12 protein-coding genes and 1 pseudogene are annotated in these 24,882 nt (G+C 37.2%); 10 read left to right on the forward strand and 3 right to left on the reverse strand.

What is annotated here, in order from left to right; all coding sequences use genetic code 11:
* Positions 1-165: 165 nt before the first annotated feature.
* The 4 genes from AADJ06_RS20165 (at position 166) to nhaB (ending at position 7,906) form a co-directional block, all read left to right on the forward strand.
* Positions 166-3,900, forward strand: coding sequence for a right-handed parallel beta-helix repeat-containing protein (locus AADJ06_RS20165; RefSeq protein WP_341228305.1), 3,735 nt, complete (start codon positions 166-168; stop codon positions 3,898-3,900).
* Between the two features lie 232 nt (positions 3,901-4,132).
* Positions 4,133-5,503, forward strand: coding sequence for a hypothetical protein (locus AADJ06_RS20170; protein WP_341228306.1), 1,371 nt, complete (start codon positions 4,133-4,135; stop codon positions 5,501-5,503).
* A 14-nt stretch (positions 5,504-5,517) separates the two neighbouring features.
* Positions 5,518-6,150 carry a type VI secretion system tube protein Hcp gene (locus AADJ06_RS20175; protein ID WP_341228307.1) on the forward strand — a complete coding sequence of 211 codons (633 nt, stop codon included), beginning with the start codon at positions 5,518-5,520 and terminating at the stop codon, positions 6,148-6,150.
* 280 nt (positions 6,151-6,430) lie between these two features.
* On the forward strand, positions 6,431-7,906 hold the full coding sequence (gene nhaB / locus AADJ06_RS20180; protein WP_341228308.1) for a sodium/proton antiporter NhaB: 1,476 nt from the start codon (positions 6,431-6,433) through the stop codon (positions 7,904-7,906).
* A gap of 205 nt (positions 7,907-8,111) precedes the next feature.
* Here the strand turns inward: nhaB and AADJ06_RS20185 are convergent, their stop codons facing one another.
* Complete coding sequence (locus tag AADJ06_RS20185; protein WP_341228309.1) at positions 8,112-8,426, reverse strand: YbjQ family protein; 315 nt, start codon at positions 8,424-8,426, stop codon at positions 8,112-8,114.
* A 271-nt stretch (positions 8,427-8,697) separates the two neighbouring features.
* Between AADJ06_RS20185 and AADJ06_RS20190 the strand changes: the two genes are divergently transcribed.
* The 6 genes and pseudogenes from AADJ06_RS20190 to AADJ06_RS20215 all read left to right on the forward strand — a co-directional run bounded on the left by AADJ06_RS20190 (position 8,698) and on the right by AADJ06_RS20215 (position 17,614).
* Positions 8,698-12,192 (forward strand): family 78 glycoside hydrolase catalytic domain, encoded by a 3,495-nt coding sequence (locus tag AADJ06_RS20190; RefSeq protein ID WP_341228310.1) that lies wholly within the window; start codon positions 8,698-8,700, stop codon positions 12,190-12,192.
* Between the two features lie 22 nt (positions 12,193-12,214).
* Positions 12,215-13,144: a hypothetical protein gene (locus AADJ06_RS20195; protein ID WP_341228311.1), complete on the forward strand. Its 930-nt coding sequence runs from the start codon at positions 12,215-12,217 to the stop codon at positions 13,142-13,144.
* Positions 13,145-13,189: 45 nt separating this feature from the next.
* A complete protein-coding gene (locus tag AADJ06_RS20200) occupies positions 13,190-14,530 on the forward strand; it encodes a Gfo/Idh/MocA family oxidoreductase (protein WP_341228312.1) in 1,341 nt (446 codons plus the stop codon).
* 306 nt (positions 14,531-14,836) lie between these two features.
* Positions 14,837-16,019 (forward strand): annotated as a pseudogene (locus AADJ06_RS20205) (alginate lyase family protein).
* A gap of 1 nt (position 16,020) precedes the next feature.
* The gene (locus AADJ06_RS20210) at positions 16,021-16,158 is read left to right on the forward strand and encodes a hypothetical protein (protein WP_341228313.1); all 138 of its coding nucleotides are present in this window, start codon (positions 16,021-16,023) and stop codon (positions 16,156-16,158) included.
* Between the two features lie 247 nt (positions 16,159-16,405).
* Entirely contained in the window at positions 16,406-17,614 is a 1,209-nt protein-coding gene (locus AADJ06_RS20215) for a phage integrase SAM-like domain-containing protein (RefSeq protein ID WP_341228314.1), read from the forward strand.
* An 88-nt stretch (positions 17,615-17,702) separates the two neighbouring features.
* Here the strand turns inward: AADJ06_RS20215 and AADJ06_RS20220 are convergent, their stop codons facing one another.
* Positions 17,703-19,487, reverse strand: coding sequence for an AAA domain-containing protein (locus AADJ06_RS20220; protein WP_341228315.1), 1,785 nt, complete (start codon positions 19,485-19,487; stop codon positions 17,703-17,705).
* Positions 19,487-24,826 (reverse strand): hypothetical protein, encoded by a 5,340-nt coding sequence (locus AADJ06_RS20225; RefSeq protein ID WP_341228316.1) that lies wholly within the window; start codon positions 24,824-24,826, stop codon positions 19,487-19,489. Before AADJ06_RS20225 ends, AADJ06_RS20220 begins: the two co-directional genes overlap by 1 nt.
* Between the last annotated feature and the right edge of the window lie 56 nt (positions 24,827-24,882).

The following is a 24,882-nucleotide window of genomic DNA, read 5'->3' on the forward strand; positions in this document are numbered from 1 at the left end:
TTTCTGCCTAAAAGTACCTTTTTTTATTTTTTACCCTGAACATCAAGAAGCCTCAATGTCACCCTAAGGGTGACAGAAAGTCGGCAAAATTCATAAAAATTCACCCTTTAGGGTGATTGACGGAATTCTGTTTATTAATGAATTTTGTGTTATCAACTTATAGCTATGAAAAACAAGTCACTTTTATTTTTAAAAAGCCTGACTATTGTGCTCCTTTTTGAGAGTACTTCTTTTGGAACCACTTTTACGGTGAGTTCAGCAAATGATTCAGGAGTAGGTAGTCTCAGAGAGCAAATTTTATCTGCATCCGCTGGAGATACCATAACCTTTAGTAGTTCCATAAACGGGCAAGCTATTCTGTTAAATTCACAGATTTCACTTAATAAGGAGTTAGTAATACAGGGGAATGGGGTTCAGCAGACCATTTTAGACGGTAGCAACGGAATTAATTTTCGTTTATTAAGTTTCTCAGCTCCATGTATTATTAGCGGCATAAAATTCCAAAATGGTGGAGGAGATGTAACTGGAGTGACTAACACTGGCCTATGGGGCGGGGCTGTCAATTATAATTTTGGAGGTTCAGGAGAATTAGAGATTAATGACTGCAAATTTGTTGATAACAAGGCCTATCTAGGTGGTGCTATTAGGGTGCAGGAAGGGAGTATAAGCATATCAAAAACTAGTTTTGTCGGGAATGAAAGTTTTAAGTTTGGCGGAGCTATTAATACGAGAAACAGTGGTACCGTAAGCTCAACAATTACAAATTGTATTTTTTATCAAAACGCTACCAGTGAAAGAGGTGGTGCCATATATTCGGAAACAGGAAATAACCTAACTATAGCTAACTCTACTTTTGTAGAAAATTCCTCAGGTAAAGATGGAGGCGGTCTTTGCGGGGCTGGCTCTGTTAATACTGTGACTAATTGTATTTTCTATAATAACACAGGAAGCACAGGCGGAAATGATATATCAAGTAGTAGCTCCTCCATAATAGGTAGCTATAATCTTTTAAGTGATTTTACCGGTTCTGGACTAAGCCTTGGGCTTGACGGAAATATTTCGGGTGACCCTGACTTTGTGTCTGTGAGTACAGAAAATTTTAGAATTAAAAGTACTTCCGCTGCTTTGAATACAGGAGACCCACTTTCTAACACGCCACATGAAGACTTTTACGGTTTTATGCGAGTAAATGACGGCCGAATTGACATAGGAGCAGCGGAGTTTGCTAAACGCTTTTATGTAAATGAAAACGCTACAGGTCTGGCTAACGGAAGTACATGGGCTGATGCCTATACTCAACTAGAATCTGCTTTGACTGACGCTGTTCCGGGTACTCGTGTTTGGACAGCAAAAGGGACTTATAAGCCTTCAATTTCTAGTCGTTATGGTACTTTTAATATTCCTGATTCTGTGAAGGTTTTTGGTGGTTTTTCTGGAACAGAACCTAATACATTTTCATTATCTGGTAGGGATTTTGAAATCAATAAAACCATACTCAGCGGCGATATAGGGACGGTAGGTGATAGTCTAGATAACAGTTATAATGTAGTAACTACTAGAAATGTAAGTAAAGAAACCGTTTTAGATGGCTTTACCATCAGAGATGGCAATGCTAATTTCAATAGTGTTAGTATTGAATATGATATAGGAGGAGGTTGGTATAATGAAGGAGATGGCTCAGGGGAAACTTCAAACCCCATAGCTCGAAATATTATTTTTGAGAATAATAATTCAGATAACGCAGGAGGAGGTATGGGTTCTTATGGCGTTTCTTTCGGAGAGGCAGGAGCCATAGTAGAGAACTGTATCTTTAGAGGTAATAGAAGCAAATTTAGCGGAGGTGGCCTTTATTTTAGTGATATATCGGATAATGTAGAGGTGCGTATAACAAATGTGGCCTTTGCAGGAAATAGGTCTGGTGGGTTTTCGGGTAGAGGTGGAGGTCTCTACATATCATCCATAGCCACCGATTTAGACTTGGAAATACTTAACTGTAGTTTTGTAAGTAATGCGGCTAGGTATGGTGGAGCTATTTACGGTTATGAAAGATCGGGGTCATTAAATTTGATTTTAAAAAATAGTTTAGCTTATGCTAATGGTGCTTCGCAGTATGACTCAGACGATATTCGAAACACTATAGATTTAGATAATGCCAGTTCGGAGTTTTTCTACTCGTTTGTAGAAGATAATACAGATGAGTCTAACGGAAATTTATTAGGTACGCTAGATCCATTAGTATTTAATGCCCCAAATGCCTTTAGTAGCCCTAATTTATCGGTTGATTTTAGAGTGATATTCTGTTCACCTCTAATAAATGCTGGAACCAATACCGGGGCTCCTACCACGGATGTTTTTGGTAAAACTAGGCTTGGTCTGCCAGATATTGGTGCTTTTGAGTTTACAGGTATTCCTAGCTCGATAATTTATGTGGATGATGACGCTGGTGAATCTGGCTCGGGTAGTTCTTGGGAAGACGCTGTTTCTACTATTCAAGATGCCCAATTATTGCAAAGTCGCTGTATAGCTATTGATACTATTTGGGTGGCAAAAGGAGTTTATTATCCTACAGAAAGTGCTGATAGAAACCTTTCCTTTAGCATGGTTGATAGTACAAAACTTTTTGGTGGTTTTGAAGGAGTAGAGCCTGCTAATTATGATTTGTCACTTAGAAACTTCAGTCTGAATGAATCTTTATTATCTGGCGATATTAATGTAAAAGGTGATAGTAGTGATAACTCTTATCACGTGGTGAGATTACAAAATGTGGGTAGAGAGACCCTTTTAGATGGTTTTACCATTAGTCACGGACATTCTACTGGGGCCGCTTTTTCAGATGAGTTAGATGGGGCAGGCATTTTAAATGATGGCGAGCAAACAGGCAAATCATCTCCTACTATCAGGAATTGTGTAATAAGTAATAACTATGCTCGGACAGGTGCAGGCTTGTATAATAATGGTTTTGATGGGGAGTCTTCACCTCTTGTTGAATATTGCTCATTTATAAATAATGTTTCCACTACAAATGGTGCAGGACTATATAATAATGGAAGCCAAGGAGGGTTGAGTAACACCATTATCAGGAATAGTCGGTTTTCGGGCAACAGTGCAGGGCAAAGAGGGGCTAGTATTTATAATAATTGTGATGGAAACTGTGAACTCGAGATTTCTGGCAGTCTTTTTTCAGGAAATTTCTCTAAACAAGCGGGGGCTGGTTTGTTTAATACTGGAGAAATGAAGCTAAGCCTAACCAACTGTACTTTCGCTTCTAATTACTCTGATGGAAACGCTGCAGGAATTTATACGATTAACAATACCACTCCTGTTATCATAAGTAACAGTATCTTTTGGCAGAATTATGCTGAGTTTGATTCTGGTCTTACTAATCATATCTTAAACTATGACGGCTCTGATACAGTTGCTTTCTCCATGTTTGAAGGGGTTTTTGATAATGCTAACGGTAACTTACCAAGTGTAGACCCACTTTTTGTAGAAGGACTACTTCCTAGCATGACACCATCAATTGCTGGAGACTTTAGCCTTAAATTATGCTCTCCTGTAACTGATAAAGGGATTAATGACTCATTAAATGTGGCGTTTATTTCAGACTTAGCTGCTAATCCACGAATCATAAATGGCAGCAGCTTGCCGTCTGCAGTGGTAGATCTAGGTGCTTATGAATATCAGGGAAATTCTTTTTTGACTTATGTAAATGTTAGTGAGGATATAAACACAGATATTATAGAGGTTTCTTCTGAAGTACTAGAAGCAGAAAGTACTGTGTTTAACCCAGCGGAGGTATTATTTCATGGAGAGAATCATGTCCTTCTTAAAGTTGGCTTTGAGGCAGGAGATGGTGCTGTGTTTACCGCAAACGCTGGGCCTTTTACCTGTCCAAATTAACTTCTCTATTATCCTACTTATTAATGGTTGCTTTTTAGTAAAAAGAGTCAATTCGCTTTATTAATTCTATCAAAGTACGCCCATGTCACCCTAAGGGTGACAAAAAAGCGGCAAAATTTATGAAAATTCACCCTTTAGGGTGATTGACAAGTGTTTGGTAATGAGGGAACTTTGGTATTCCTTTTTAAGCTTTCTAGCATAGGAAATATCCTAAACCTAAACTATCCATATTATGAACAAAAACGTTTATTTGATTTTACTCTTGGTTTGCTCCGTCTGTTCTTATGGGCAGGGTATATCCATGGGTGGTGGTTCGGCTACAGGAGTAAACTCCTTTAGTTACGGTACCAATACCGCAGCTAGTGGTACAGCCTCTATCGCCGGAGGAATTAATTCTGTTGCTACAGATACGGCTACTGTAGCTATTGGAGATGGGGCTGAAGCTAGAGACAAATATGCCATAGCTCTGGGAAAGGTGGCTTATGTAAACGCCAAAAGTGCTGTCGCTATAGGAGCGTATAGTAATGTGCAAAGTGATTATTCTCTTGCTTTTGGACTAAACAATGTAGTTCCACCAAATGCTCCTTATTCCATTGCAATAGGGGCGGGAGATCATGCAAGAAAAGTGGGTTCGGTGGCTATAGGAAGAGATAACTTTGCCGAGGGTGCTTCTAGCGTAGCTATAGGTACTCAAAATACCGCATGGTCTTATGGAGAAACTGTGTTAGGTACTTATGCGTCTAACTATACACCGCTTAACCAGTATGGAATAAATCTAACAGATAGGCTCTTTGTGCTGGGTAATGGCGATAGTCATGAAACCAGATCAAATGCTTTAGTAGTACTTAAAAGTGGTGATGCCTCTTTTCGTAGTGGTGTTACCATAGGCTCCTTAGAAACAGCTATTGATGCTACCACAGATACTAAGCTGGTTGTTTATGGTGGCAGTATTCTTTCGAAGGTTCCAGATTTGGCAGAGCAAGTCTTGATTGGGACGAATCTGAGAAATGAAGAGGCAAAGTTATTTATAGAAAATTCGGGATATCCGCATGCTTTAAAAATTAAAGGAAAGGGTTCCACATCGGGCATAGCAGCTTATGTAGAAGGTGGCCTTACCGTAGAAGGATCGGCTAAAATTGACGGAAACTTAACGGTTTCTGGTTCCATAGCCAAAGGAGCTGGTACTTTCAAGATTGATCATCCACTTGACCCAAAGAATAAGTATTTATCTCACAGTTTTGTGGAGAGTCCTGACATGATGAATATCTATAACGGGAATGTGCTGACAGATGAAAATGGTGATGCCACAGTTATATTGCCTGATTATTTTGACGCTTTAAATATGGACTTTCGATATCAGCTAACGGCTATAGGTCAATTTAGCCAAGCAATAATAGCGAAAGAAATAGTCGAAAACGAGTTTAAGATAAAGACAGAGAAGCCGAATGTGAAAGTTAGCTGGATGGTAACGGGCATAAGAAATGACGCTTATGCAAAGCATAACAGAGTTAAAGTCACCGAAGAAAAGCCAGTTGCTGAAAAAGGGAAATACCTGCATCCTACCGCGTTTGGCTTATCTGATTCAAAAAGTATTTTTAAATAAAACCTTACAGAAAAATGAAAAAAATAATTCTTGTTCTACTAGTTTTCGGTTTTACAGCCGCTGGAGCAGCTAATATTATTACACCTAAAGAAGGTTTTGTTTTGGGAAACCTAACCCATATTTCAGGTGGTAACGAAGACGAAAAATTACTGCCCAAAGGTCACCTAACTAATGCCGTAGCAGCTTCTAATTTTACTAAGATTTTGGCCGTTTTTACTGTGAATGGTTCTACAGTTTCTGGAGGTTATGGTTCCTGGCATGCGGGCATAGATTTCACGAATGCCTCCGAGCTGATTACCGCCAATCTAGATTTGGGAAAAGTAATGACAAATTTTCAGCCTGGAGCTGTTATTTACACACCACTCATCCTTAAAAAACATATGGATAGAGCAACGCCATTATTAGCAGATGCTTTAATAAAAAATTATCAAGTTAACATGGAGGTATATTTTTTAGGAAATCATCCATCTAATGGGAGTGAAGAAGTAAAATTTAAGTACACACTAACAAATGCAAGGTTAATTGGTTTAACGCATAATGAACTTAAACTTGACTTCTATGAATTGATTGAGACTTTGAGGTTTACCTATGAAACCATGGTAATTGAAGATTACGTTAATAGTACAGCAGTTTCGATTCAACCTTAGGGTGCCAAATAATACGTTATTTAGAAAGACTGTCTAGAACTACATGCCATCTGATTACCGAAAATCAGATGGTTTAATTTTAAATAGGTATCAAGTTAGCATGTTTAAATGGGGGCGATTTTAAAGAGTTCGATTCTATTCTTATCACTCGCCTACTTTTTTCTTGCACTTTTGTACTGTTCTGTTTTATGTCAATTATAATTATTCTAAGTTTGGTGAAACTTTAATGCACTCTTAAAAAATAGTAAATCGCATTAAAGGTTTATAGTATAATTATAGTATGGAGGTATTTAACTCATTCCTAGGGAATTCCCCTAGCTGGTACAAGAAAACCATTTTAGCATTTCTAATTTTAAACCCAATTTTACTTTACACCATAGGCCCCTCGGCTACCGGCTGGATAATAATTGGGGAGTTTATACTAACACTGGCCATGGCACTAAAGTGCTATCCATTACAGTCTGGAGGTTTAATAGCCATAGAGGCTGTTTTGCTGCAGATGACCAGTCCAGAAACAGTTTTTCGTGAGATAGAAGGTAACCTAGAGGTCATCTTATTATTGGTTTTCATGGTGGCTGGTATTTATTTCATGAAGCCTTTGCTGATGTTTGTGTTCGGTAAAATCTTCATTAAAGTACGTTCCAAAGTAGTTTTATCACTTCTCTTCTGTTTTATAGCTGCTTTTTTAAGTGCCTTTTTAGATGCCCTAACGGTTACGGCGGTTTTAATTAGTGTATTTGTAGGTTTTTACCAAGTTTACCATAAGGTACACTCTGGTAATACCGATTATGATGACAGTGGCGTACCTGATAGAATGGAATTGGGAGGAGACGTTTTAGAGGAGTTTAGAGCATTTTTAAGAAGTTTAGTGATGCACGGTGCTGTAGGTACAGCCTTAGGGGGTGTTTGCACCATAGTGGGTGAGCCACAAAACCTTTTAATAGGAGATAAGTTAGGTTGGGATTTTATGGAGTTCTTCTATACCATGGCTCCAGTAACCATTCCTGTACTATTTGCTGGTCTGCTTACTTGCGTTTTATTAGAGGTAACTGGTACGTTTGGTTTTGGGGCTAAATTACCATCACAGGTAAGAGATATTATAGATGGTTTTTTAACAGAAGAAGATGCCAAAAGAACAGGTTCAGAGAAGTACGCATTGGTAGTACAAGCTATTTCGGCAGTATTCTTAATTGCGGCCTTGGCTTTTCATTTGGCTCCAGTAGGTTTGATAGGTTTAACTATTATTGTTTTACAAACAGCCTTTACAGGAATTACAGACGAGCACAGCATTGGTCATGCTTTTGAGGAAGCCTTACCTTTTACAGCTTTATTAGCAGTGTTTTTTGTAATAGTAGGTATGATTCATGATTTGCATTTATTTAAGCCAATTATCCATTATGTTTTAGAGCAAGACAAGGCCATTCAGCCAGCATTGTTTTATGCAGCCAACGGCCTTTTGTCAATGATAAGTGACAACGTTTTTGTGGCAACGGTATATATAAATGAAGTTGAGGCGGCTTTTCAAGCAGGCACCATCAGCAGGAAAGAATTAGAGACACTGGCTGTCGCCATCAATACTGGTACTAACCTGCCAAGTGTAGCTACGCCAAACGGCCAAGCAGCCTTCTTGTTCTTATTAACGTCAGCTTTAGCACCAGCCATCCGCTTATCTTACGTCAAAATGATTAAAATGGCACTGCCTTATACCATAGTCTTAGGTGGAATAGGATTGCTTGGAGTGATGTATTTCTTATAGGAGATAAAGTACTCAAACCTAAAGAGCCTTAATTATCAATATTGATTTGATGATTAAGGCTCATTTTACTTTATAGCTATTTCCTAGGGTTTAGTTATCCCTGTTTTCAAAGTTCTCTTGGTCTTTGATTTTTACTCTTCTTACTACTAGGTAGATGAATACCGCCAAGGCAATGGTTATTAATACAGATTCCATGTCGTTCATTTTATTTGAGTTTTACTGCTGTTCCGTAGGCTAGTATTTCTGAGGCACCCTGCATCACCATTGACGTTGCCAATCGCACATTCACAATGGCGTCAGCTCCTAATCGCTGTGCGTCTTGCTGCATTCTCTGAAGAGCTTGTTCTCTGGCTTGAGCCTGAAGTTTTGTGTACTCTTCTATTTCTCCACCTATAATGTTTTTAAGGCCAGCAAAAATGTCTCGGCCAATGTTTCTTGCTCTTACAGTACTTCCTCTTGCTACGCCTAAAATTTGAGCTACTTCTTGGTTAGGAACGGTCTCTGTAGTTGTTATTATCATGTCTATCTTGTTTGATTATGAGTACAATTTACCTTAATTCAAGGCTATTGTCTATCAAAATCGTACAAGTGAATTATTAAATATTTTAAATGGTATGGGGGGAGTTTAATTGGTATGAGAGTAACTTAAGATTCGGTTAGCCTTAAACTAAAGCCCTACATGCACAGTGCATGACACCTTTTGATGCTTTAAATGATAAGTTTGAAATAAATTATCCCTTAATTAGATGGGATGCTTTTATTAGGTACACCAATCAATCAACCCTTTAAGAATGAGATTACTACTCTTAGCTCTATTTTGCGTTTCTCTTTTTCCTTCGCAAGCTCAAAACCAAAAACCGAACATTATTTTCATTTTAACTGACGACCAGCGTTTTGACGCCTTAGGTTATGCAGGAAATAAGCTGATTTCCACGCCAGAAATGGATAAGCTAGCCAAAGAAGGAACTTACTTTAAGAATGCCATGGTGACCACACCTATTTGTGCTGCTAGTAGAGCGAGTATTCTTACAGGGATGTATGAGCGAAAGCACAATTTTAATTTCCAAACGGGTAATATTCGTGAGTCGTATATGACGAGCTCTTATCCTACTGTTTTAAAACAGAATGGCTACAAGACAGGTTTTTATGGTAAATATGGTGTAAGATATGACGGCTTGGAGAGCCAGTTTGATGAATATGAATCCTATGATAGAAATAATGCTTACGCTGACAGACGAGGCTATTACTATAAGACCATTGGAAAAGATACCGTCCACCTTACACGGTACACCGGACAGCAAGCCATTGATTTTATAGATAGGGCAGAAGCAGATAAGCCTTTCTGCCTTTCACTAAGTTTCAGTGCTCCTCACGCTCACGACTCCGCCAAAGACCAGTATTTTTGGCAGGAGGAATCTGACCAATTACTTCAAGATACCCAAATGCCCGATCCAGAGCTTGGCGAGGATAGTTTCTTTGAGTCTTTACCAAAAATGGTACGCGACGGCTTCAATAGATTACGCTGGACTTGGCGTTATGACACCCCTGAAAAATACCAACATAGTGTGAAGGGCTATTACCGCATGATTTCTGGGATTGACCGTGAAATAGCTAAGATTCGTGCGGAACTCAAAAAGAAAGGCTTAGACCAGAATACAGTTATCATACTTATGGGTGATAATGGGTACTTTTTGGGCGAACGCCAACTAGCAGGTAAGTGGCTGCTTTATGATAATTCTATAAGGGTGCCGCTCATCGTGTTTGACCCACGAAACCATAATCAAAATGATAGTGATGTGATGGCCTTGAATGTAGATGTTCCTTCTACCATTTTGGAGTTTGCGGGTTTGAAACAACCAGAAGGATGGCAAGGGAAAAGCCTAATACCTGTTGTTGAAAATTCGAATAAGGCGTTTGGAAGAGATACGGTTTTGGTAGAACATTTATGGGAATTTGGAAATATTCCGCCAAGCGAAGGTGTGCGTACCAAAGACTGGAAATACTTTAGATATGTCAATGACCAGTCTATAGAAGAGCTTTATAACCTTAAAGAAGACCCACAAGAAATTAACAACTTGGCAGAAAATGCTGCTTATCAAGAAAAGCTAAAGGCCTTCCGTCTTAAAACTAATCAGCTTATTCTGGAGCATTCTGACGAATATTCAAAAGGACCAAGCCAATTGACAGTGGAATGGATAAGAGATACCGAGGGTGTTGAAATAATTGACCACAAACCGGAATTTGGCTGGGTAGTTCCTGAAGGAGCTGTAAGTCAATCCGCCTATCAAGTGTTGGTGGCTTCTTCTCAAGAAAACATTGATAATAATATTGGTGACGTTTGGAATAGCAAGCAGGTGAGAACCAATAAATCTTTTGAAATAGAATATGCAGGTCAAGCATTAATTCCTGGGAAAACTTACTATTGGAAATCTAGAATTTGGGACAAAGACAATCGACTTTCTAGATACGCTGCGAGTCAATCATTCAAAGTGGGTGAGGTCAAAAAGACAATTACAACTCCTAATAGCTTTCAAATTGACAAAATTAAACCAAGCGTATTTGAAAAAAGAGACGGGGTATATTTTATAGATTTTGGGAAAGCCGCTTTTGGTACTATTAATTTTACATACAAGGCGAAAAAAGCACATGTTTTAACCTTTAGAATTGGGGAGCAATTAGATGGCGAAGGCATTAACAGAACACCGTTTCATAAAAGCCATATCAGGTACCAAGAAATTGAAGTTGCAGTAAAACCTGGTCAAACAGAATATCAACTTCCTATCAAAGTGGATAAAAGAAACACACTGCCTGGGAAAGCATTGCCACTCCCAGATGGTTTTCCTGTATTGATGCCATTTAGATATGCCGAGGTAGAAGGTGCAAAAGAAGCATTAAGTGCAGAAAACTTTACACAATTAGCTTATCACAGCTATTGGGATGAATCTGCTAGTGATTTTCAAAGCTCAAATGATATCTTAAATCAGGTTTGGGATATCTGTAAATACACTATAAAGGCCACTACTTTTAATGGGCTTTATGTAGACGGCGACCGTGAAAGAATTCCTTATGAGGCAGATGCATACTTGAATCAATTAAGCCATTACACCACTGACCGCGAATATGCCATAGCAAGACAAACCATAGAGTATTTTATGGAGCATCCTACATGGCCTACAGAGTGGCAGCAGCATGTAGCTCTTATGTTTCATGCAGATTATATGTACACGGGTAATATGGAGCTCATTGAGAAGTATTATGAGCAGTTGAAATTCAAAACACTTTATGAGTTGGCGAATGAAGATGGGCTAATAACTTCAACCAAAATGACTCCCGAGTTAATGGCTAATCTTGGTTTCCCTAAAACCATGAAAGAGACCTTTAGAGATATAGTGGACTGGCCATCGGCTGGCTGGGGAGGTGACCCAGCTAATAAAGGAGAGCGTGATGCTTATGTATTTAAAGATTACAATACCGTGGTGAATGCCTTTTATTATCAAAACATGAAAATCATGGCGGAGTTTGCCAAAGTTTTGGGCAAAACTAAAGAGTCGATGGACTTTGAATTACGAGCTCTAAAGGCTAAAAAAGCAGTGAATGAACAAATGTTTGATTCGGAACGAGGAGTGTATGTAGACGGCATAGGAACAGACCATGCGGCATTACATGCCAATATGCTTCCACTTGCTTTTAATATGGTGCCAGAAGAACATATTCAATCTGTGGTAGACCATGTGAAATCTAGAGGAATGGCTTGCAGCGTTTATGGCTCACAATATTTAATGGATGGCCTTTATAATGCAGGAGCGGCTGCCTATGCTTTAGAGCTCTTGGCTGATACCAGTGACCGAAGCTGGTATAACATGATAAGAGCAGGCTCTACTATGACCTTAGAAGCGTGGGATTTAAAATACAAAAACAATCTTGACTGGAATCATGCTTGGGGTGCAGTACCTGCCAATGTTATTCCAAGAGGACTCTGGGGTATTCAACCTAAAACACCTGGTTTCGGAATTGCGGTTATTAAACCTCAAATGAGCAAATTGAAAAATAGTCAAATAGAAGTGCCTACGATTAACGGTACTATCAAAGGAACTTATCAATTTAAGAATCCTCGTTTGCAAGTATTTGAGATAGAGATTCCGGCTAATATGGTAGCTGAATTTGAGGTAGCTTCGGAATCAGGGAAAGAGTTGATGCACAATGGCAAAAAAGTAAATTCTGCGTTTGGCTCAGTACGTTTGGAGCCAGGAAAACATGAAATAAAACTGGTGGTCAATTCTTTTTAAAACATACCTTAAAATGAAATTAATGCTTTACTTAATAATACTCTTGCTGAGCTTTGGCTCGTTTTCAAACGGTCAAACTACGTACGTCTCCTCTTCGGCTAGTCAAGAGGGGAAAGTAAAGGAAACTCGACATTTATCGTCACCAGTTAATAAAGTACCTAAAGTTTTAAATATTAACCCACCTCTTGGTAGGATTGCAATTGTAGCTGATGGTAACTCTCCCGACCCAGATGACCTTGGCGGCACAGCAGTGTCCCTTGCTCTATTAAGAGCATCTGGGCTTGAGAATAGGTTGGTGCATTATTCCCATAGTTGTGATTTAGAGCGAGTTGAGAGGATTTCAGAAGCTGCTGAAATAGAAAGGCATGCTTTAATGCAAAGTGCTTGTGACGTAACTGCTAGACGCTGGGGAGGTTTTGATAAGCTGACATTTTATGATGCGAAATGGCAAAAAGACAAAACAATTAAAGATTTAAGTAATGCTATAAACGAGTCTAATGATTTAGACCCCCTTTGGATTATTGAGTCTGGAGAACCAGATATTATTGGCTATGCCTTAGAAGCTAGCTCTAAAGACAAGCATCAATTTGTGAAAGTAGTAACTCATCATCCAGCCAATGATGATGCGGGGGACTTTTTTACTTGGCAGGAGATTTTAGATTTTGGGATTGAGGAAGTACGAATTCCAGACCAAAACATAAACCTAAAAGTGAATATCAACGAATGGGATTGGGCAAAAAATCATCCAGATCCAAGAATTCAGTGGGTATGGCTCCAAGGAAAAATTGCAGAAATTGACGATGTAGTTACATTCCAAAAAGGTAAGTGGGATTGTTCAGATGCAGGCATGGTGCTATATTGGATTACAGGAGCCACAAACGGGGGTCTGAAACAAGGATCAGTTGAAGTTGTCAAAAAAGTACTCCTTGACTATATCAATGTTAAAAAATGATGGTCACTTCAATTATTAAAATATTCAAATCAAAGTTTTAGAACAATGAAAACATCTCGAAGAAATTTTATTCAGAAAGCGGCATTAGGAACATCTGCTGCCATGGTAGGTGGAGCGAGTAGCCTTTCGGCAAAAAGTTATAAAAAAGTAATAGGAGCCAATGAAAGAATTCAAGTTGCCATAGCCGGTTTAGGCAGAAGGTTGCCCGCAATGTATGATCCAATGAGCTCTAAAGTGAATAACGTAGAACTCGTTTATCTCTGTGATGTCATGGAAAGTCAACGTTTAAAGGCCGCAAAAGTTTTAGCACCAAAACTTGGCTATACACCTAAACTTGAAAACGACATTCGTAAAGTACTTGAAGATAAAGGAGTAGATGCATTCTTTAATTTGACTCCTGATCATTGGCACGCTCCAGGCTCTATTATGGCATTGAAAGAAGGCAAGCACGTTTATGTAGAAAAGCCTTGCAGTCACAATATGGCTGAGAATCAACTTTTGGTGGCTGCTCAGAAAAAATATAACCGTGTAGTTCAGATGGGGAATCAGCAACGCTCAGCAGCACATTCCATCGAAATTATTAAGGAAATTCATAATGGCATTATTGGTACACCTTATAAAGCCGTTGCATTTTTTAATAATAAACGTGGTGAAGTTCCGCTGCAAAAAGCAAGTGCCATTCCTAATGGCTTAGATTGGGATTTGTTTCAGGGGCCAGCTGTAAGACGTGATTACACTTCTGAAACTTGGAACTATAACTGGCACTGGTATGGCTGGAACTATGGAACAGCCGAATTAGGAAACAATGGTACGCATGAGTTGGATGTGGCTCGATGGGCACTTCAAGTTAATTACCCAAATCATGTAGCTGTAGATGGCATAAAAGCTTCCTTCTTAAATGATGGATGGGAAATGTATGACACTATGGAGGCCACCTTTAAGTTTGATAACAATACCGCCATTAAATGGGATGGTAAAAGCCGAAATGGGTATGCCACTTACGGCGGAGGACGTGGTACCATTATTTATGGTAGCGAAGGCAGTGTATTGGTGAACCGTGATTTGTACAAACTCTATGATAGAGATGGAAATTTAGTAAAAACAGTGAATGCTATGACCAAAGAAGGTGGTCTAGAACTAGGCGGAGGGGGAGGAATGACCTCTATACATGTAGAAAACTTTTTTAATACCATTAGAGGTAAAGAAACATTGCAGGCTCCTATAGATGACGCCTCCTATAGTATGGCTTTAGTACACTTTGGAAATGTGGCCTATAGAATTGATGAGAGTTTTGAGGTAGACCCTAAAACAGGAAGAATGCTAAATCTTAAAGCATTGGAATTATGGGGGAGAGAATACGCCAAAGGCTGGAGACCTACTATATAGCTAAAAGCTGCTTTGTAGAAACTAGCACTATTGATTTAGTCTCATCCAAAATGAGTTTTCCATTCATTAGTTTGGTCCTACAAATGGCGGTAAATTACAGGAAGATTCCTGTTAAAATAGTGACAGCAAAAGGCACGGTTCATCCAATAGCATCACGCGGGGTATGGATTTGATGATGTTGATTCAGAAAAGTAAGTAATGATTACGAGATGCCATTGAGCCTATCTTTGGAAAACGATTTGTCAGTAGAAGTATTATGCCCTAAAATGTACAACAAACCAGAACTAGATTTAAGCTAGCCAGGCTATGAGTAAAAACAGATTTTCACTACTGATAGTAGTACTATGTAGCCCATTACTTCTAAGTAACAGTGCATACACTTCTCCAACACTACGAGAACAAGTTATTGAAAGACTTAAAGCTACAGAAATAGCAAGAGCAAAAGCCTTTCTACTATCGGAACCTATAACAGTAGCAGATTCACATTGTGAACGGAGTTCTGGAGGAATACATGACTTTTATTCCGAAGGTGATTACTGGTGGCCAAACCCAGCAGATCTTAACGGTGTTTACATCCAAAAAGATGGGCAGACAAACCCAAATAATTTTACAGCACATCGTTTTGCAATGATTCGTCTAAGTGAAATAGTTTCTACGTTAACCTCGGCCTTTTTTAACACTCAGGAACAAGTTTATGCAGACAAAGCTCTAGAACATCTAAATGCATGGTTTATTGATGATGAGAGGATGATGAATTCGAATATGCTTTAAGCACAAGCCATTTTTGGTAAAGTTACGGGAAGAGGTATCGGCCTAATTGATGCCTATCATCTTGTGGAAGTAGCTCAATCTGTAAAAGTACTTTCAAAAAAGGGGGCTATTCCTGAGATTAAAATCATAAAATTTAAAAACTGGTTTGGCGAATTCTTAAGATGGATGACCACTCATGAATACGGAATAGCCGAAATGAATTGGAAGAATAACCATGGTACTTGCTGGGCAGTAACTGCGGCATCTATGGCCACATTGACAGAGAACGAAGAACTAATTAAGTTATGTACAGATCGTTTTTAAAAGATACTCTTGCCCAACCAAATGGCCGATGACGGGAGTTTGCCATTAGAACTTGCACGCACTAAGCCTTATGGTTATTCACTTTTCAACTTGGATGCCTTTTGTAACCTGGCTCAAATTTTCCACAAAAGAGGATAACCTATTTGAATACAGCACCGAAGATGGCAAATCGCTTAAAAAAGGAATAGAATTCTTATATCCATATATCAAAGATAAATCTGAATGGCCTTTTGATAAAGACATCTATATCTGGGACGAATGGCCTGCCTGTCATTCGTCACTTCTATTTACGGCACTTGCCTATAATAATGAAGAGTACATAAAGACCTATATGAAGTTACCTCCTTACCCGATAAATTCAGAAGTGATAAGGAACCTGCCTGTAAGGCACTCGGCAATTTGGCTCTATAACTAATATGGTAGCTGAATTTGAGGTAGCTTCCGAATCAGGGAAAGAGTTGATGCACAATGGCAAAAAAGTAAATTCAGCGTTTGGCTCAGTACGTTTGGAGCTAGGAAAACATGAAATAAAACTGGTGGTCAATTCTTTTTGACCACTAGGTTCAGAATGTTTCGTTTTGGCGAGAAAAATGAAATAGGTATCAAAGAAAAAGCCTCATAATCGAATGATTATGAGGCTTTAGTGTTGCGGTCTGGACGAGACCGTGTGATGCAATCTTATACAATTTAGGTGAATTCATAACAACTTATATATGAGAAAGTTATAGCCATATTGTTTTATTTGGATTGTATTTAGTTTTATTAAATTGCATATTTACGGGCTAAATACGGGCTAAAAATATGGCATCAATTAAATTCTTGATTCAATCAAAACGAAATCCTGCAAACATCTATGTGAGACTTCGTGACTCTTCCATAGATGTAAAGGCTAAAACTCCCTATGTGATTAATTCTGAAAAATGGAGTACGTCTAAAGGACAGGTAAAAAATGCAAGGGACGTGCTTAGTAAGAACGTTCAATCTGACCTTGAAAAACTAAGGCTTCAAATACTAACTGCTTATAATTCTAATCAATCGAAAGGAGGTGTAAACACAGCTTGGTTGAAGAATGCAATTTCTCCAAAAAAAGAAGAGATTAAATCGGCATTACTGATTGATCTAATTCAAAGCTACCACGATCAAAAGATTGAAAGTTTAGCCAAAAGTTCACTCCAAAAGATTCTATCAATAAAAAAGATAATATTAAAGTATCAAGAATATTCTGGAAGAGATTTTCAAATGAATCATATCGATTTGGAGTTCAATGAAGAGTTTAAGGAGTATTTAAGAGAGGAAGAGCAGTATGGCCCTAATTATGTAAAGAAGGTTGTGGATATGTTGAAGACCATTGGTCGCTACGCTAGAACACAAGGAATCCCGACTAGCTATCAATTGGAGAGCTTGACAGCCAAACCTGGGAAAGTTTATAAAATCTTTCTTACACTAGAGGAATTAGGACTAATAAAAACTGTTGACCTACCTAGTGAAAGCCTAGAGGCTGCACGTGATTGGTTGATAATTAGTTGTTTTACAGGCCAAAGAGTTTCTGACCTCCTGAAATTGACAGAAGAAAGCATTACGGAAATGGAGGGTCATCGGCTTATTAGTCTGAAGCAACAAAAAGGAGGAAAAGAAGTATTACTCCCTATTTTTCCTGAGGTGGAAGAAGTATTAAAGAAAAGGAGAGGAGCATTTCCATTAAAGTTTTCAGACCAAAATTATAATAGACTTATAAAAGAGGTAGGTAAATTGGCTGGTCTTGATGAGGAAGTCAAAGGAGCATTAAATGACCCTGAAACTAATAGAAAAGTAGAAGGCGTTTATCCTAAGTGGAAGTTGATTAGCACGCATATTGGAAGACGTTCTCTTGCGACCAATATGTATGGCAAATATGCGACTCCGCTAATAATGTCTATGACAGGACACACTAGAGAGGCCACCTTCCTCCAATACATCGGTAAAGGGCAATCTCATAATGCTCTTGCCCTTGCGGAGCTGTTGAGTGCTTAGCGGCTCATATAAGCATTTGATTTTAATGAGGATATGCTTGGAGGGTATTATATGAGCCTAATAATAGCAGTACAATTAACTCTTCTATTTAAAACTCTACCTCCATAAACTCCGTAAAGGTTTTTGTGACATCTTGACATCCTTTTAGAAAGGATTGCACTTCTGCAGATGTATTTACCATCATATTCATGCTGTCCTTTGTAAGTATGCAAGTTCCTTTTCTCGCCCTGCTTGTAGCTACATTGAATAAGTTAGGATTCAGATCCATATGTGTAGCTTCTAGCGGCATATAAAAAAAGCAATAATCTACTGTTAACCCTTGAGCACGATGTACTGTGCTAAAATGTACTCGTTTCAATTTTCCGTATTTGGAATAGAATTCTCTGATTAAGACTGCTTCCATATCTCTTTTCGAAGCTAGTATGGCAACAGTACATTCGTTTGATGTTTCTAATAAACTCATTACTATTTGAAGTAGTTTATCAACAAAATGAAAGCTGGACAAAGGATTGGAGGACTCCTTAGGTAAGAAGACAATTGTCGGATTTCCGGAGTCATTAAAGATATTTTTATACTTACTGCTATTTGCAACGGGTAATGTCAAACTTGAGATACTTTCGAGTGAATTCTCATAAAAGAGTCCTGTAAGATTGGCAGATGAGGCAGTTAAGCGTCTTGTTTTAGTAAATCTATATGTGCTTTCTGTTTTGTTTAATGTAAAAGTTTCTAAGCCATTAATTGCTTGATTTAAATTAGGGTGTATTCTATTTATTTGACGCTTTTCTAACCTGACAACTGGAGGGATTTGCTTGAAGTCTCCTATAATTAATGTTCGCTCTGAAATCTCAATAAACATCGCTATGGTGGCTAAAAATGCCTGAGAAGCTTCTTCTATTATTAAAAGGTCAAAGCGATATTTATTCCCTTTGTATGCCTTAAAATATTTTGACAAGGAGTAATAGGTTGTTAATAATAGCTTACCTTCAATTGGAATAATCTCAGTCGCCTTTTTGAGCTTAGGTTGTTCCTTTTTTTCAAGGCTGCTAAGACTAGTTTTGTGTACTTTTCTAGCATTTAAAGCTTCTTTTAAAGTGTTTTGGCCTATTATTTCGATTAGCCCTTTGTTTGCCAAGGAGCATATTACAACCGATTTATTATTATTAATATATTCATTCGCTATGGCAGCGGCTGTATATGACTTTCCCGTTCCGGGTGGGCCTTGAATAAGGGTTATTTCTTTTTCATTAATATCCTTTAAAAGGAAAGGTATAATATCTTGACCATTATCTAAGTTCTGAAGGCTTAGAGCACTTCTGTTATCTCCTGTACTATTTACAATCTTATTGCTCTTATTTTTCTCAAGAAACTCTTTTAAATTCACTAGATAATCAAGGGGAGGATCAGACTCTGCTAAAAGAACTAGCGGGTAGATGGATTTTGAAAAGCATTCTTGTTCTATTAAAGGAATTAACTCATCATCTAAGGATTCACATAAGAAGAAGGTGAAATTGCCTTCTGTTTTCCAATAGTTGATTGGAACAATGGTTCCACCAATACCTTCATAATAGTCAATATGGTGCTTCTCTCGAAATTGCTGATAAGTAATAGACCATCCTTTGGGGGGAGTTTTTGGTTCTAAAACCACACTTAAAAAATAAGGTTGGTTTAGCCTAGGAGCCGATTCGTTTCTAACTTTCAATAAGAGTAAGCCAGAGTGTCTTTCTATTCCCGAGGCAAAACCTGCGTACATTTCTCTCTCTTTACTTGCAATCAGTGTTTTGATTGGGCTTTGAACATAATAAAGCCAGTCTTGTTCTTGAACAGCGTATTCTGCTTTGTAGAATTCAATATGTTTTTCAATAGGTAAACTCATTAAATCATATTTTCATCTGGTGTAATTCCCTCTCTATTACTATCCGTGTCAAACTTATCATTTGGCTCCCATCTCTTAAAGAGGTGATCTATTTTTTCATCACTCTTCATTTTGAAAACTAGCCAAACTTTTTTCTTATCAAAATTACCACTAAGAACATCATTTATGTTTTCGGCGGTAGGCTCTGTCATAATTCGCATTATCTGGAAGTCCGAACTTTCCATGGCATAGTCTAATACAGCCTGCTGATTTTGAAAAACTTTTTGGGTTCCTCCAAAATTCACAAATAAATGCACTTTATTACCTTTTAATCTTTCCCATGCCTGAGTTGTTAAATAAAGTAGCCCATTCGCTGCGGATCGGCCCATAATTAGGTACTCTGACTCAGAATCTCCATTTATGAAAACTGATTCGAGTTGTGCGTATTTATGGCTCTCTGCTAACAACTTTTTGGCTTCTGTGACATCATAACCAATTTGAGGTAAATAGATGAGTGCTTTTACTAGAGCAGCTACATTCCAGTCTTTATAGAACTCTTCCGGAGGTTGACCATCAAAAAGAACATTAAGGGCATCTACTTCTTCAGGTGAAAATTGATAATCAGATTTAGACAAATCAATTTCTTGAAAACTTTCATTTTTTTCAGATCCAAATTTCTTCTCAAGTAAGGACGTAAAGAAGTCATTATTCAATTCTGAACGAATGACTTCAGGAATATTCTCTATTTGATTTTGGCATACAATGATCTCTCCTGTTTCCAAAACTTCATAATCTATTTTTAAGTCTACTTCAACATCTATAATATCATGATATCTAAATCTATAGGGCAGAGTTGTATCATTATAAACCTTAATTATAGAGGCATTTGCGTGGTTTTTTAGGCTTTGGTAGAAACCTAAATTTAACTCTTCTAACTTATCTGAAGCTATAAGTTTGTTTGTATCCAAAACTTCCAGGAAGCCTTCTTCTATTGCATCTAACTCAATAGTAAAGGAGGAAGGAAGTACCTCATTTAAAACGAACTGATCGTTATGATTTATGGCCTTGATAATATCGGGTACATACTCTTCCCATTTGGAATTTTCAAGATGATATATGTCATCTTTATTCCAGCTTTTCAGGACAACTTGTCCTTCAATTATTACCGGAATTAAAAGCGTTTTTATGGAAACATTCCTTTCCTCAAACGTTTCATATATGTTTTTTAGAGAAACAGAGCTTAATTGAATACTTCTCGTGTTTTCCTTTAACCAAATTAGACTATTTCGTAATTGCAAATCACTTAGTAAGCTTCGTGTTATATCCTGAGCACTTTTGTTATTGTCTTCGACGCCTATTCTAAATTTGACCACATTACTTTCGTCATGATTAAGGCCAACCACACTGTTTGTTAAGTAGCTTATTTTAGAATCATTGCCGCTAATCCATGTTTTTAGCCAGTTAGGAACTAATTCGCTTTCTAAGGCATATTTCTCACTCCAAATTTTTTCAGCTGGGACAAAGTCAGGGAAGGAGAAAAAATCAAATGGGTTCTCAATAGATTCTAAAACACAATAATCGAGGAATTTAATGCATTCTTCTTCATATAGAACTCGATTAGATTCGAATAAATCTAAGAAAGTAGTTGACTCAGATAAAATGTCTACTTCACCTGTTTCAAGCATGTAAAAGTGCCAGAAAGTGCAATCCTTGGCACTAAATCTTTTGTCTGTAGTCTCAAGTAATTTTTTTGCAATTTCATCTTTAAACCTATACTTCCTTACCTTAAAGAGCTCCTTTAATTCACTTACTTTACCTACTCCTGAGAACAGTTCAAGCATTTGATTGAGGCTATAGGCATTTCCTTCGAAATCGGAAGGAAATAAATCGCTTAACCTTAATTTTAATTCCTTTTTTATTGTTGGAAACCAAATGTCATCAGATACCGATTTTTCAGACAACAGTTCGCCATCTAGAATGATGATTTGCCTGAACTGCGTTATTTTTTCTTTCTCCTGACCTAAAACCAATTCAATAACTTTAAACTCTGGAGATGATTTAGAATATTCAGCTTGCGAATTAATGTTAAACGCTGAAATATTGGCTATAAACTTGCTACAAAGGGTTTCTTTAGCTTTGTAAGGATATAAAAAATCTACAAAAGCAATGTTGCCATAATTAATATCTAACAAGTATTCTATTAATTCTTCACCCTCAAGAAGTCCAATTGTCTCTAAGCCAGTCTGGTATAAGTCATTGGGAAGTAAAATTAAGTTAGAATCATCTATGTCTTCTATGAGAGAGATTAGATTTTTGTTCTTTGAAAAGTAGGTTCGTATTCTAGCCGTTTCATGATGAAAATATGTCCCTTCAGTCTCCTCAAAATATGAATGTAATAAAAAGTTATCTTCCTTATTTACTTTGAGAAAATCCAGAAGTAAATTACTGTCTTCCAAAGACAACCCCATGTTCCTAGGGATATGACCTTGAATATTATCTGTGTTACCTCCTAACTTAAATGTCTTCTTTAATTCGACTGAGCTGTGGTGAGGTATCAGTAATGCAGTATTCTCTTCAATAAGTAGGGCATACCTTTTATATTCTGATTCCTTAGCTTTATGTAAGCCAACAGGAAAATATAGTTCATTTGCTAATTGAAAGGTGTTATTCCTTTCATTATATAGCCAAGGTATGTTACTAATGTTACGTCTTTCTGTTTCAGGAATTTCTTCATAGCATTCTAAACAATAGGTGTAAAAGCTATCTAACTCTTTCGGGACATCTACCAACTCCGTAATTGAGGTGAAATTACTGGGGTTGCAAATTATAGTGTCAAAAATATCAGCACGAGGTATAAGTTCATCTAATACTTTTGCACTTAGAGTTCTCTCCTCATCTCTATCAATTATAAACTCATTTAGCCAATTTGGTATGGTTTCAGAGGCATTACTAGTCAACTCTTGAATAGCTTTCAAGTTTCCACTCTGCGATTTAAATAACTTCAATTCTTTACCCCATGTGTCTGGGCCAATACCTTTTAAATTTTGGAGGAAATTAATGAACCAACTCTTTTCTTTAGAAGATAGACTTGTAAAGTCACGTTCGAAGGTTAATTTTTCAAATGTGAGTTTCCCTTTGATGGGGTTTAAATAGTTATCTTCAGAAGTAACGACATCAATTAGTTTAGGGAAATCCGAGTATTTTAATTCAACACCTTTTAAGCCTAAATTATTTAGTATTGTAACAGGAATGTTTTCATTAATTCTAAGGAAAAAGTCATCATATTCGGTTATAAAGTTTAATGAATAGATTTCAGATTCAACAGGAATGAAGAATAACTCAAGAGCTAATTTACCTAAGACTCCTACATTGTCTTCAACCCATTTTTGATATTTAACTTGGCTTACAATGTCACTTTTTTTGAAATTCAGTTTTAGTATCTCAATGTTTTCTTCCTTTTCTAAGATTTCTATTAAATAACTAAAGTCAAATAGAGCGATATCTAAATATTGATATTTTAGATAATTGGTGTTTATGCCATCAAGAACTAAATATTTATCTTCGTTCTGAATAGCATAAAAGACTTCTTCCCCAAATAAACTTGTGAATCCAGTTTCATCTATTATGATTTCAGAGCAAGTCCGCAACTCGTTTCGATAATCAACTATAAATGCTGTATCCTCAAGAGTTTCTAGGTATATCTCATTGAAAACATTTATTAAGGCCTGTACTTCCTTTTGGTCGGTAAGTGGTTTCTTTAATAAGAGTGATAAATATTCGGGATGTAGAGAATTCTGGCTTATACCCAATTCAGCAATCTCCTTTAGCCAATTAAGGTATAAGCGTCCAATTTTGGCGAATAGGAAAATGTTCCATTCGTTGTCTCCTTGAATACCCTCACGGTTAGAAGAGAGTACAAAGTCTGCATTAACTAAAAAAGGTAGATTAATACGTTTTTCTGTTAAAGGTAAATAAGTAAAAAACGAGTTGAAATCTTTATCTAAAAGGTAATCTGGCTCACATCCCAGTTTATTATTAATAATCGGTGCAGCAAAAGTTATCAGGGTTGATTCTGCGGCAGCTATTTTAGGCGGTATGTTATCAATTTTGTCCTTTCCTTCTTCATCTCTTGATAAAAAGTAGCTTACCTCTCCATAGTCGTTGACTTCTTCATTACGGAATACTGTAAGACCCTCGTTTTTAAAAGAGTCTTGATTAATCGAAATTTCATCACATTCCTTTTTAAAGTAAAATCTTTCATATGTATAATCTCTTCCTTTTTGTTTTATAATTTGAACAGGATTTTCACCTTTTTTCCGAATGGTAAGTCCGTTTTTGAAAGATTTAAAGACTTTTATATGCCGTAAGAATAATAGAAAAACGGGGTTTTCAGCTATAGTATCTACAGCTTCAAGATAATCCTCGATTACTTTACGATTAATTTTTAGTGCTATACCAACATTATTATTGTATTCAACTAATCGGCTATTATTTAACTCACTGGCTATTTCGTTTTTCCAAATAGGTAAGAGCTGCCAGGGTACATCTTTATTGCCGTTGAAACTTTTTGCTTCGGCTTCCCACTTTCGCTTGTGTCGAGAAATTAGTTGGGGAGCAATTTTATAATCTTCTCTATCAAAATAAAATGTATCAAAGTCTTTGTATGCGGAATATTCTCGGTCAAATTGAAATATAAAGCCTCCCGACTTTATAATTACTTCGCTGCTATCTGTGAATACAGATTTAAAGCCAATACCCTTATAACCAGTTTTCTTCTTGTCATTTTTTTTAGTGCTTTGAGCGGCACTTGTAATAGCACCGACATCACTCTTACTAAAAGGGAGACCATTATGCATGATTAACAAATATTCATGATGTGTATCAATATGAAATTTGAGTTCTTCTCCGGCTGGTGCATCATCAGCATTTTGTAAAAGCTCGAAAATCATTCGCTCTTTAGAAGAATACATTCCTTTGCCGATTTCACGTAAGAGGTTGGCAATGATTTTGTTGGACTCGGGTCGGTCTAATCTGTTATACCTATCAAAAACTATTTCTTCATATGGATTCTTGTCTGATTTAAGAGGAGGGTTGTTGAATAAATCTATATTCGGAAGCTGATTCTCGCCTTTTATGAAAATACTAAACTCATAATATTTCCCCTCCTTAAATCCATCATTTCTAAAGCCTAACCATACATTCTCACGGTTTCCTTTTTCATTAATAAGTAAATTACCTTCGGATTTAGAAATAACATTAGTAAATACAAATGCGTTATTATTTGTTTGAATAAAGCGGCCGTAGAAACGATTTTCCTCAATACTATTTTTCTCTAGATATAGCTGAAGTGGTGTGCTCATGTTTTAGTTGTGGTTTTGTAAAATGATTTGTTTTATAGGGTATGGTAAAGTTTTTG

The sequence above is a fragment of the uncultured Arcticibacterium sp. genome (assembly GCF_964021845.1).
GTDB lineage: Bacteria > Bacteroidota > Bacteroidia > Cytophagales > Spirosomataceae > Arcticibacterium.